At 47.2% G+C, this 12,292-nt stretch carries 9 protein-coding genes and 1 pseudogene; 5 read left to right on the top strand and 5 right to left on the bottom strand.

Translation table 11 applies throughout. The annotated features are described in order from the left end of the window. Positions 1-38 precede the first annotated feature (38 nt). The 4 genes from phnE (G7035_RS12215) to G7035_RS12230 form a co-directional block, all read right to left on the bottom strand. Positions 39-836, bottom strand: a complete 798-nt coding sequence (gene phnE, locus G7035_RS12215; RefSeq protein ID WP_016820374.1) for a phosphonate ABC transporter, permease protein PhnE — start codon at positions 834-836, stop codon at positions 39-41. Further along, positions 833-1,687: a phosphonate ABC transporter, permease protein PhnE gene (gene phnE, locus G7035_RS12220; protein WP_019688655.1), complete on the bottom strand. Its 855-nt coding sequence runs from the start codon at positions 1,685-1,687 to the stop codon at positions 833-835. The genes phnE (G7035_RS12215) and phnE (G7035_RS12220) overlap by 4 nt, the downstream gene beginning before the upstream one ends. Then, entirely contained in the window at positions 1,684-2,454 is a 771-nt protein-coding gene (gene phnC, locus G7035_RS12225; RefSeq protein ID WP_020723499.1) for a phosphonate ABC transporter ATP-binding protein, read from the bottom strand. The genes phnE (G7035_RS12220) and phnC overlap by 4 nt, the downstream gene beginning before the upstream one ends. A 101-nt stretch (positions 2,455-2,555) precedes the next feature. Next, entirely contained in the window at positions 2,556-3,524 is a 969-nt protein-coding gene (locus G7035_RS12230) for a phosphate/phosphite/phosphonate ABC transporter substrate-binding protein (protein ID WP_019688653.1), read from the bottom strand. Positions 3,525-3,778: 254 nt separating this feature from the next. Here G7035_RS12230 and G7035_RS12235 point away from each other — a divergent pair, with 254 nt between their 5' ends. From G7035_RS12235 to G7035_RS12250, 4 genes and pseudogenes are all read left to right on the top strand, one after another. Continuing rightward, on the top strand, positions 3,779-5,686 hold the full coding sequence (locus tag G7035_RS12235; protein ID WP_019688652.1) for a bifunctional 2',3'-cyclic-nucleotide 2'-phosphodiesterase/3'-nucleotidase: 1,908 nt from the start codon (positions 3,779-3,781) through the stop codon (positions 5,684-5,686). Positions 5,687-5,932: 246 nt separating this feature from the next. Beyond that, the gene (locus G7035_RS12240; protein ID WP_019688651.1) at positions 5,933-7,339 is read left to right on the top strand and encodes a hypothetical protein; all 1,407 of its coding nucleotides are present in this window, start codon (positions 5,933-5,935) and stop codon (positions 7,337-7,339) included. A gap of 197 nt (positions 7,340-7,536) precedes the next feature. Next, positions 7,537-8,346 carry a bifunctional hydroxymethylpyrimidine kinase/phosphomethylpyrimidine kinase gene (thiD, locus tag G7035_RS12245; protein ID WP_017425562.1) on the top strand — a complete coding sequence of 270 codons (810 nt, stop codon included), beginning with the start codon at positions 7,537-7,539 and terminating at the stop codon, positions 8,344-8,346. Between the two features lie 252 nt (positions 8,347-8,598). Beyond that, positions 8,599-10,295: pseudogene (locus tag G7035_RS12250) on the top strand (M3 family oligoendopeptidase). Positions 10,296-10,454: 159 nt separating this feature from the next. Here the strand turns inward: G7035_RS12250 and G7035_RS12255 are convergent. Further along, entirely contained in the window at positions 10,455-11,429 is a 975-nt protein-coding gene (locus G7035_RS12255; protein ID WP_019688649.1) for a ring-cleaving dioxygenase, read from the bottom strand. 262 nt (positions 11,430-11,691) lie between these two features. Here G7035_RS12255 and G7035_RS12260 point away from each other — a divergent pair, with 262 nt between their 5' ends. Next, a complete protein-coding gene (locus G7035_RS12260; RefSeq protein ID WP_019688648.1) occupies positions 11,692-12,231 on the top strand; it encodes a GNAT family N-acetyltransferase in 540 nt (179 codons plus the stop codon). The last annotated feature ends 61 nt before the right edge of the window (positions 12,232-12,292 follow it).

Genomic DNA, 12,292 nt, shown 5'->3' on the forward strand with positions numbered 1-12,292 from the left:
TACACAGGAGAGGCTTTTGTTAGGATAGAGATGTTTAATTATACAATCCGTTTGCGCAGCCAGCCGGATATCAGATCCGTCAAAATGATCAAGACTACAATGCCGAGTAAAATGACGCCTACACGGTTCCAGTTGCGCATTTGGAGTGCAAACAGCAGCGGGGTCCCAATACCACCTGCACCAACCAGACCGAGCGTGGTTGCGGACCGGATGTTAATTTCAAAACGATAGAGCGAATAGGAAAGAAACTGTGGAATCACCTGCGGCAGCACGGCGAAGAAAATGACCTGCCAACGGTTGGCACCGCACGCGATCAAAGCTTCCTGCGGCCCGTGATCGACGCTTTCAATCGTTTCTGAGAAAAGCTTGGCCAGCATGCCGATGGAGTGAATGCCGAGGGCAAGCACACCTGCAAACGAGCCGGGACCTACGGCTTTAATGAATAGAATGGCGACGATCATTTCGGGAAATACCCGAATGACACTAAGTACAAACTTCCCGCTGCCTGATAAGGGGCGTAGACGGGTCATATTGCTCGATGCCCAAAAGGCAAACGGAAGACAGACAAATGCGGATACGAAGGTTCCGAGCACTGAAATGACCAGTGTATCCAGCAACCCACGCAGCAAGTCCTCCCCCTCAGGGATGTAGACAAATGACCAGTCGGGATGAAGAAAGCCGTCCAATATTGCGACAGAGACGCTTTTGGCCGTCCCTTGTAATCCTTCAAACTGCATCCCGCGAAAAGCCCAAATGTAAATGATAATTAGCAGAATAGCTAACGCCCAAAAGCGCAGGCGGGAGCCAATAGGTCTGCGAAGCGTAGGATCATTCATAATAACTTCCTCCGTAGCAGGTTACTGCCGTAATCAATCGCAAGGACGATGACGAGGGTCAGTAGAATAATAATGCTTGCCCGGTCATATCGGAACAGCCCAAGGGAACGGTCAAGCAGCAGACCGATGCCGCCCGCACCGACCAGTCCCAGAACAGAAGCTGCGCGCACATTAACCTCAAAGGTGTATAGCAAATACGACACAAAATAAGGCAGTGCCTGCGGAACCACACCAAAGGCGATGACTTGAATGCGGCTCGCACCAACAGCGGTCATGGCCTCCAGTGGCCCTGGATCAATGGCTTCAATCGCCTCAAAGGTCAGCTTGGCTATGATTCCGAAGGAGAAGAACAGCAGGGCAAGCATCCCTGCAAACGGACCGATGCCGAATACGGCCACAAAGATCGAGGCAAACAGCAAATCGGGAATCGTCCGTACCAGGTTCAGGATCGTGCGCATCGGCAGCGAGATTAGCTTGCGCGGCATCACATTATAGGCGCACAGCAACGCGACAGGGATTGCCAATATGGCTCCCAGTGTCGTACCGACAATAGCGATCTGGATCGTTTCCAGCATCGGTTTCCAGATGATAGGCAGGTAACTCCAGTCAGGAGGAAACATTTCTTCCAGCAATTTGCCCATCTCCGGTAAGCCAACGATCAATTGGTAAGGCGTGGCATCCGTATGAATGGAGCAGGCTATCAGCACCACGATAAAAATCATCCAGGTAGCGTAACGCTTATAACGTCCTGGCAAAGGTGGCCCTGCAGGCGGCTTGCTTGGCTGCGGTGGTCCAGCAGATGGTGACGGTTGCGTTGAAGAGAGCGGCTGGGCAGTAGAGTCGGGCTTCATGATCCCACTCCCAGCAGTTCATCATGCTTGATGGCCCGGCCGTAGATCTCCGCAAAGGCTTCATCCGTAGCCTCCTCCGGTGTGCCGTCAAAGACGACCTCTCCCGCGCGTAATCCGATGATCCGTGTTGCATATTCGCGCGCCAGATCAATGAAATGCAGATTGACAATGGTCGTAATCTGCATTTCACGGTTGATTCGCTGGAGATCGTCCATCACCTGGCGGGTGGTCAGCGGATCAAGCGACGCGACAGGCTCGTCTGCCAGAATGATTTTAGCCTCCTGCGCCAGAGCACGCGCGATGGATACACGCTGCTGTTGGCCACCGGACAATTCATCGGCGCGGCTGTAGGCCTTTTCGCGGATATTCACGCGTTCCAGCGCCGTTAGTGCCAGTTCGATGTCTTCCTTCGGGAAGAGACCAAGAATGGTCCGCAGTGTCGAATGATAACCGACGCGGCCCGAAAGTACGTTGCGAAGCACCGTCGAGCGCTTAACCAGATTGAAGCTTTGAAAGATCATGCCGATATCACGGCGAATGCGCCGCAGTTCGCTGCTTCCGGCAGATGTGACAGATCTACCATCTACAACGATGTCGCCGGACGTAATGTCATGCAGTCGGTTAATGGAACGCAGCAGGGTGGACTTACCTGCACCAGATAAGCCGACTATGACGACCATTTCTCCCTCCTGAATCGTCAAATTAATATTATTCAACCCTTTGGTGCCGTTCGGGTATGTTTTCGATACGTTTCGAAATTCAATCATATGCTCCCAACTTTCTCCCCGATGGGGTGGAATGAAAACAACACCGCCATGAATACATGGACGGTGCTGCCCTGTCATTCGTAAAGCCTGTTTCGTAGCTGTTACTTTACCGCTTGGCCGACAGCTTCGGCGTATTCACGCACAGAATCGAAGTTTTTATCGTCGCCCTTCTCATAACCTACATGGGTGTAAATTTCTTTAATGATTTCGCCGCCTTCAGGATCGTTGGCAATGTCCATAAAGGCTTGGGCGATTTTGTCTCTCCACGTTTGATCCATATCGGAACGTACGCTGACGGTGTCATTTGGAATTTTAGCTGTGTAATGAATGACACGTGTCTTTTCAAATACGTCCGGGATTTCCTTCTTCACTGTGTTACGTGCATCCTGGAAAACAGCGACAGCATCAACCTGACCGTTCAGCAGCGCCAGAATAGCAGCGTCGTGGCCTTTGATCGTCACACCCTGCACATCTGTGTCCGGGTCCACTCCAGCTTTTTTCAGCTCTGCTGCGGGGTACACATAACCTGCGGAGGAGGTTACATTTTGCCAGCCGACCTTCTTGCCTTTTAGATCAGCCAGACTTTGAATCGGAGAATCCTTTTTCACCACGATCATTGCTTTATAAAAGTTTACTTTTTCAGTCGTGTCCTTGCCTGTAGCATCTTCAATGCCATAGCGTTGAGCTTGCAGGAGCAAGTCGGCCGCTTTACGGTTATCGTGTGCCAGTACATAAGCGTTCGGCGGAAGGAATCCTACATCGACCTGTTTGGAAGACATGGCTTCCACAATCGTATTGTAATCAGGAGATACGGTTACTTTTACCGGGATTCCGAGCTTGTCCCCCAGCAGCTTTTCGAGCGGTTTTGCCTTGGCTTCGAGGGTATCTGCATTTTGAGAAGGAACGAATTGTACCTTTAGCTCCTTAGGGACATAGGCTGTGCTTTCGTTTTTAGAGCCATCTGTACCCGGAGTGGAGGCGCTGTTGTTATTGCTTGCATTTGAGCCACAAGCGGCTAAACCCGCTGCCAGTGTGAAGGTCATGCACAAGGTCAGTGCTTTTTTGAACAAAATAATTTCCCCCTAAACATCGTAATAACGAAAATTTAAAAAACCTGTAAATTCAGTGACAAACCAAATCTTAACAGCTAGTCCTGCAGCTAGGGTAAAAACCACTCCTGACTTTGGTAAAAATGATGTAAAATTTATCATTTGCTAGAGACCATAAGCGGTATTTATACGAATTGCATCTTTTAACATTCTCTTAACAGTGCTCTGTTAGACTTGTTCAAGCTCTATGACCGAAGCTGAGGGAGAGAACAAGATTGGATAATTTGGACATTAATGATAAGACAGAGCAGGAAAATGCAGGTGCTGTGAGGGCGAAATTCCGCATTATGGTTACAACCGATCTGCATGTCAGCTTGTGGAATTATGATTATTATACAGATCAGGAAACGCTGCATTACGGTCTGGCGCAAACCGCTAGTCTGATTCACACGGCTCGGGCAGAGGTGCCCAATCACCTGCTGCTGGATAACGGAGATGTGATTCAGGGAAATCCGCTGGGAGATTATGCTGTACAGCGGCTCCAACAGGACCCAAGCGAGGTGCATCCCGCCTATAAAGCCATGAATCTGCTGGGGTATGAGGCAGGCAGTATTGGTAATCATGAATTTAACTATGGGTTGGAATATTTGCAGACCTGCCTTCGAGGAGCACAGTTTCCTTATGTGAATGCCAACATCTATATAGCGGGAGAGGAAGAACAAAACTACTTTACGCCTTATCTATTGCTGGATAAGACGGTAGAGGATGAAGCAGGCCGTAAGCATCTGCTGAAGGTGGGGGTCATAGGCTTTGTGCCCCCGCAAATTATGCAATGGGACAAGGCGTGGTTGGAAGGGAAACTTATCGTCAAAGATATGCTGGAAACCGCAAGACGGTTTATCCCAGAAATGCAGGCGGAGGGAGCCGATCTCATCATTGCGATGCCCCATGCAGGCTTTGAGGATATTCCCGAAGCTCCCAATATGGAAAATGCGGTGCTGCATCTGAGCAGGGTGGAAGGGATCGATGCCATTGTGTTTGGTCATGCCCATAAAGTATTTCCCGGCCCTTCATTTATAGGTATGACAGGTGTGGATACAGAGCAGGGCACCATCCATGGCATTCCAGCAGTAGAGCCGGGCTTCTGGGGAGATCATCTGGGTATCATTGATCTGGATCTGGCCCTTATTGGAGGGAAGTGGCAAGTGACTGCATCTGCTGCCGAGGTACGCCCGGTGTATGACCCGATACGCAAGGAAGCCCTCGTCCAACCCGATACTGCTATCCAGCAGGCGGTAGCAGCTGAACATGCGGGAACCCTAGATTACATCCGTGCACCTGTAGGTCAAACGACAGTAGCAGTGAACAGCTTTTTTGCCCAGGTGATGGATGATGCTTCGGTTCAGCTCGTCAATGATACACAAATTTGGTATGTGAAGCAGCAGCTACAAGGGAGCGAGTATGAAGGGTTGCCCGTTCTGTCGGCAGCAGCTCCTTTTAAAACAGGCGGAAGATACGGTCCGGCGTATTATACCAATATTCCGGCGGGAACCCTGGCGATCAAGCATATTGCCGATCTATACAATTTTCCGAATACACTGCACGTCGTTCGGTTGAGCGGGGCAGAAATTCGGGAATGGCTTGAGTGGTCTGCTGGTCAATTCCAGCAAATTGATCCTTCGGCAGAGGAGGAACAAGAGCTTATTAATTCTGATTTTCCGAGCTTTAATTTCGATATCATCGATGGCATCACGTATCAGATTGATGTAACACAGCCAGCCAGATATGATACTGCCGGGGAATTAAAGGACCTAGAAGCGCACAGAATCGTTCATATGTCTTTTGAAGGGGAACCAATGGATATGCAGCGGAGTTATCTGGTTGTTACGAATAACTATCGCGCATTCTCCTCTGCGCTGGTTAATCCGGGTGGAGAGCGAATTATACTGGCTTCCCCGGATGAGAACCGACATGTGCTGACTGAGTATGTGCGGCATATGAAGACGTTGACGCCAAAGGCCGACGGTCACTGGTCTCTCGCCCCATGGTCAGGTCGTCCACATGTGACCTTCCTAACCTCGCCGCAAGCAACGAATGTTGCCCATGCTTATTCTGAATTGCTCTATGAAGGACTGACGGCAGAAGGATACGCTAAGTTTGCTCTTGATTTTCGTCAATTTTAAAATATTTTGCAAGTTATTGTCCTCTAAGTCCACAGCATCAAAATAATAGAAAAAGACTGTCTCTCAGAGGACGGTCTTTTTTCATAAAACAGATTTAAAATCGTACGAAACTCGTGATTTTATATGTCCTGAGTCGTGTTTAAAGTTATTGACCTCTCGTATAATTAGACATATACTTTGATTAAACAAATTTTGGTTTAAAAGGTAATGAAAAAGTCACCATCATTCGTTTGAGGGGGTGTCCCTTTGGAAAAAAACACCACGATCCGCGCAGAGATAGAAAAGTATATTCAAAGTGAAGGCATTTCGATGCAATGTTTTGCAGATGCTTCTAAGGTAAATCCGGGTACACTTAGCGGTATACTTAACCGAAACCCACCACGGCCTATTTCAGTTAATCAGCTTGATCTGATTACTGAGGCGATGGGATTGGAAGAAGGATCTTTGTTCGAGATGTATGTTGATGAGTGTTTTATTCATTCCTTGCCACACTGGAGGAGGCTGCGTCCGTTTCTTCTTCGTTGCTCAGAGTTGAACAAGCTGGACTGTATACGCAGTGTGCTTGGTTATTTGATGGACGATTTATCGAATGTTCCGGCTATTTTTGAGACTGCAGAAGCGATGTTTGAGGATGGTCGACATGAAGCCTCCATGCTTTTGTATGATTGTGTCATTGAGAGTGAGAAGTATACCCACTCCGAACGGTTGGCGATTAGCTATTTTCGCATATTCCAGATTCAGATTAAGGATAACCAACGGAACTTGAAGGCTGCTGTACAATTCCATTTGTACCGTAGTCGTCTACCGGAAATTTATGCACTGGAAGGCTTACATATGCTATCTCAAGTGTTTGCTTTAAAAATGCAATGGTCCGAGATGGAAATGTATGCGGACGAGCTAAGAGAGTTGGCGCAGGCATTGTATCGCAATCGGAACCGCTTTGGAGATGAGCACCTGGAGCTGATTAAGCCGCTCGTTTATTACTATGCTCAAGGGCATCTGCTTAAGGCCAGCTGCTATGAGTTTCAGGGTAGATATGAGGAATCCAAGCAATGGATTGAAGGTTACGCAGATTTGAGCTGGTTTGAGGGTTTGGACGAGGAAGGTTGGAAAGTGGTCAACCTGCATCGTGTATATGCACAGGGCAACCGACTTTGTATTGAAATCAAAATGGGCAACACTTCTGCAATCTATGAATATATTACTTACCTGCGCGAGCATCCGGATGAGACACTGGAAGGCCTGAATACGTTGCTCGAATCGGCGAACCGGTTTGGCTATTTCGTAGATGCCGAGCTGGAGCTGTTCAACCAGCAACTCAAGAGAATCTGGGAGCTTGCACCGGAGCAATGGGACACACATTATCGCAAGCACTTTAATGCATTTCGTTTTGCTTCTTTTTGCAAGGTGTATGCGGAATATTATTTTCGAAAAGGCGATTACCCCAAGGGCTTGGGACAAACACTGCATTGCCTGCAATTGTCTGTCGATAACAGCTATACCGAACATATCATTGGTTGTATGGCTTTATTTGAGCAGCATCGAAATTTTGCTACCCCGGAACAGCAGCAGTTGTATCAGAGTCTTTGCCTCGGCGTACGGGCAAACGAAAAAAACCATGCCTATGATCACAGTGCTGGTGGGTATTTATAATTCTAAAATTCATTCAAATTCTTCATATAACACGTACTTACGAGGATGTTCTCATTTCAAAGGGGGATATTCTCGTTTTTTAGCTGTTGCTGGTTCTTGTGACTTTTCGTATGGAAAGGACCGTTTTGCGCGTTGACAAGTTTCGCATGCAGGATTAGGATAAATGCAGCACAGAAAGTGAAGGAGAGCATGTACTAATGACGATTCCCAAAACACTAACGATAGCCGGCTCCGACACAAGCGGCGGAGCAGGTATTCAGGCGGACCTGAAAACCTTCCAGGAGCTTGGCGTATATGGCATGACTGTATTGACTACCGTAGTTGCGATGGAACCTAAAACCTGGAACCATCTTGTATATCCTGTTGCGTTGGATGTGGTTGAGGCGCAGCTGCGTACTGTATTGGAAGGTATCGGTTTTGATGCAATGAAGACCGGTATGCTGGGTTCCGTAGATATCATCGAACTGGTGGCCAGCTACTTGAAAAAGCATGATCTGAAACGGATTGTAATTGACCCGGTTATGGTCTGCAAAGGCACGGATGAAGTGCTCCAGCCAGAAAATACAGAGGCCATGCTGGAATTGTTGATTCCTGGCGCTGATCTGGTAACACCAAACCTGTTCGAGGCTTCGCAACTGGCGAAGAATGGACCGATCACGACACTGGAGCAGATGCAGGAAGCGGCTGCTATTATCCACGAGCGTGGTGCTAAGCATGTACTGATCAAGGACCGTGGCAAAGTTCGTGCAGGTAAAGCAATGGATCTGCTGTATGACGGAATCACTTTTGACTGGTTTGAAGCGGATGTTGTACAAACCAACTTTACCCACGGTGCAGGCTGTACCACTTCGGCCGCGGTAACGGCTGGTTTGGCACAAGGTCTGACTGTGCGTGAAGCTGTGGATCAGGCCAAGAAATTCATTACACAGGCCATTGAAGGTGGCTTCAAGTTAAATGAATTTGTCGGTCCGACCCTGCATGTGGCACATCGTTTGCAAAATCAATAAAGCATGAAGGGCTGCCATAGGAAGGAGACTTATAAATCTCCACCAGACTGTATATATATTACTGTATATATATTTAGGTTAATTTAGATAATGACAGCTATGATATATAGAATTAGCCTAGGCTTAAAAGCCGCAATACATGGTATTGCGGCTTTTAAGGTTGTATTATTTTGGTATTTCAGCTTCCAGTTTGGTCTAATCGTACTGTATAATAGGCATCAGATTTATTACATTAAAGGGGGAAACGAAGCAATGACATTATTCAGCGAAATGGCTTACAGCCGGCCAGAGCAACCTGAAATTGAACAGCGGTTTAAAACCCTGTTGCAGCAGTTTCGTGAAGCGGACAGTGTAGAACGTCAAAATGAAGTTATTCATGCGATTAACAAGCTGCGCAGTAACGTAGATACGCAATTGCAATTGGTGGAAGTTCGGCACTCTATTGACACGGAAGATGCGTTTTACAAAGCAGAGCAAGAGTACGCTGATGATTTCATGCCGGTTATTCAGGAGTATGTAACCGATTACTACCGTGCATTAGTAGATTCTCCATTTAGAGCCGAGTTGGAGAGCCAATGGGGCAGCCAGCTTTTCAGTATTGCCGAGGTAGCGCTCAAGTCGTTCCACCCGGATATCATTGAGGATTTGCAGCAGGAAAATAAGCTGACCTCGGAATATGCTCAATTGATTGCCTCAGCGAAGATCCCGTTCGAGGGGAAGAACGCACATTGTCTCAGCTCCTGCCTTTTGAAATGGCAACCAATCGCGAGACCCGCAAACAGGCCTCCGAGGCCAAATATCAATTTATGAGTGAGCATGAGGATGAGTTGGACCGGATTTATGATGAATTGGTGAAGGTTCGTACACGCATGGCACACAAGTTGGGCTATGACAATTTCGTAGAATTGGGCTATGCCCGCTTGGGACGTACAGATTACAATGCAGAGATGGTAGCTAATTTCCGCGAGCAGGTACTGAAGCACATCGTTCCTCTGGCGACCAAGCTGAAAGAGCGCCAACGCGAGCGGATCGGAGTAGATCAGCTTCGCTATTACGACGAGGGCTTCAACTTCTTGTCAGGCAATCCTACGCCCAAAGGCGATCCGGACTGGATTCTTCGTAATGGAGCACGTATGTATGAGGAGCTTTCACCGGAAACACATGAATTTTTCAGTTTTATGGTTGAGCGTGGACTGATGGATTTAATCAGCAAAAAGGGTAAGCAAAGCGGAGGCTACTGTACATTTTTGAGCGAATATGGCACGCCATTTATTTTCTCCAATTTCAATGGGACATCCGGTGATATCGACGTATTGACTCATGAAGCAGGTCATGCCTTCCAGGTCTATGAAAGCCGACATTTTGAAATTCCCGAGTACCACTGGCCAACCATGGAGGCGGCTGAAATCCATTCGATGAGTATGGAGTTTTTCGCATGGCCTTGGATGAAGCTGTTCTTTGAGGAAGACACGGACAAATATCACTTTGAACACCTATCTTCAGCGCTGCTGTTCGTACCTTACGGTGTAGCCGTAGATGAATTCCAGCATGCTGTATATGAACATCCAGACTGGACCCCGGTCGAACGTAAAAGTGCATGGCGTTCCATTGAACGCAAGTATAAACCGCATCTGGATTATGAAGGCAACGAGTACCTCGAAAAAGGCGGATTCTGGCACAAGCAGGGACATATTTTTCAATCTCCGTTCTATTATATTGACTATACGCTGGCACAATTATGTGCATTCCAGTTCTGGAAGCGTATGGGTGAAGACCGAGCGGCAGCGTGGGAAGATTATTTGAAGCTGTGTCGTGCCGGAGGAAGCCGATCCTTTACCGGATTAGTTGAGCTGGCTGGACTGATCTCGCCGTTCCAAGATGGCTGCATCGCCTCTGTGATCGGAGAAATTGAAGCATGGCTGAACAGTGTGGATGATAAAAAGCTGTAAGTACAGCCAAAAAGGGCATTTCGCTTGCCTCTCAAAGCTGAAAAGCTTGTAGATGAGATGCTTTTTTAAATGAAAACAGAGCAATTACACGAAAAAAGCCGGGAACCTCTACATGATGTAGAAGTCCCGGCTTTGTGTCATTTTAGAGCCAATATAACTTTATTCATGTTTGGTGTTGAGTGGTTTGAGATTGGCTTCAATCGATGCACGGCGCGACTCCAAAAATGGAGGCAGTGACAGAGATTCGCCCAAAAACTCCAATTCCTCGTCGGTGTCAAAGCCGGGTCCATCGGTAGCCAATTCAAACAGAATGCCATTTGGCTCACGGAAGTACAAGGAACGGAAATAAAAGCGATCTACAAAACCAGAGTTGGAAATTTGCAGCTGCCCAATACGGTCTACCCACTGTTTGAGCTCTTCCTCGGTTTCAACACGGAAAGCGACGTGATGCACACTGCCGCGTCCTGGTCGCTCTTGTGGCAGATCGTTGCGCTCTTCCAGATGAACTTCAGTTCCTGTACCGCCTTCACCTGTTTCGTAGATAACCACATCCGGTTGTCCGGCAACAGGGGAAGGGTAGGAGCCTTTTTTGCGGAAGCCCATAACCTGCTCAAGAATGAGAATGGTATTCTCCGCTTTGGGAATGGTCAGATGAACCGGACCAAGTCCAACGATGCCGTATTCCGCAGGAACAGGGCTTTTCTCCCAAGGCGTACCGCCGCGCACTCCGTTGTCATGCTCATCTGAAACGAGGAAGAAGCGTTGTCCTTCAAAATCCTCGAACGAAAGCGCCAAGCGTCCTGCTTGATCTATAATTTCACCATGCTTCACATCCAGCTGCTCGAAGCGGTTTTTCCAATAATTCAGAGTCTTGTCGTTCGGTACACGCAGAGAGAGCGCTGAAATACTGTTATTGCCTGTACGCGTTTGTCCCGCATGTGGAATTTCAAAGAAAGTGACTTCCGTACCCGCGGTTCCGCGTTCATCTCCATAAAAGAGGTGATACACACTAACATCGTCCTGGTTCACCGTTTTCTTGATCAACCGAAGTCCCAATACCTGAGTATAAAAATCAACATTTTTAGCCGCTGCCGCTGTAATCGCTGAAACGTGATGCAATCCTAACAGTTTCATATTATTTGCCCTCCTTGGTTTTTATATGATTAGGTTTTTCAAAGCAAAATAAACCGTCGTCGTAAATTTTCCTTTATATTTATTATCTTGATATTAAGATATATTATTTTTGATTGTTTGTCAACATGAATTGCGATCTTGCTACAATACAGTTTCTTGATGGACAAGAATTGAATTCGAAATAATGCAAAAGCAGATACAATAAAGGATCATATAACCCGACATAGAAATGGACATTTTATGATTTAAAGGGGTGTACGCGATGTATACGGATAAGGATTTAACGATTAGACCTGTTACGGAAGAAGATTTATATGCGCTTTGGACATTAACTTACAAGGAAGAAGCACCAGAATGGAAGCAATGGGATGCACCTTATTATGAACATAAGACGCTTTCTTTTGATGATTATTTAAAAGAGAAGGAAAAGCGAATCGGGCAAGATGACTTTTGGATCATTGAAGTGGAAGGCAAGGTCATTGGATCTGTGAGCTACTATTGGGAGCATAAGCCTTCGCAATGGCTTGAAATGGGAATAGCTATCTATGATTCGGGGTATTGGAGCGGTGGCTATGGTACGAGAGCACTTCGATTGTGGATCACGCATTTGTTTAATACATTGCCTTTAGTAAGAGTAGGTTTTACAACCTGGTCAGGAAACCAGCGGATGATGAAGGTTGGAGAGAAGCTGGGCATGACCCTGGAAGCCAGACTACGCAAATGCAGATATTATAATGGAAAGTATTATGATTCGATCCGAATGGGGCTTTTACGGGAAGAGTGGAGTCGTCATGTTCTGTGAAAAAGACCTTTCTAGGCATAAAAAGATGACCTCTGAATGTGATCAGGAGTCATCTTTTTGA

This window comes from Paenibacillus polymyxa, assembly GCF_015710975.1.
GTDB classification, from domain to species: domain Bacteria; phylum Bacillota; class Bacilli; order Paenibacillales; family Paenibacillaceae; genus Paenibacillus; species Paenibacillus polymyxa.

Bases quoted from the DNA above. Each gene is read 5' to 3' on its own strand.
- phnE (WP_016820374.1), bottom strand. From the start codon at position 836: ATGAATGATCCTACGCTTCGCAGACCTATTGGCTCCCGCCTGCGCTTT.
- G7035_RS12255 (WP_019688649.1), bottom strand. From the start codon at position 11,429: ATGAAACTGTTAGGATTGCATCACGTTTCAGCGATTACAGCGGCAGCG.
- phnC (WP_020723499.1), bottom strand. From the start codon at position 2,454: ATGATTGAATTTCGAAACGTATCGAAAACATACCCGAACGGCACCAAA.
- thiD (WP_017425562.1), top strand. From the start codon at position 7,537: ATGACGATTCCCAAAACACTAACGATAGCCGGCTCCGACACAAGCGGC.
- phnE (WP_019688655.1), bottom strand. From the start codon at position 1,687: ATGAAGCCCGACTCTACTGCCCAGCCGCTCTCTTCAACGCAACCGTCA.
- G7035_RS12260 (WP_019688648.1), top strand. From the start codon at position 11,692: ATGTATACGGATAAGGATTTAACGATTAGACCTGTTACGGAAGAAGAT.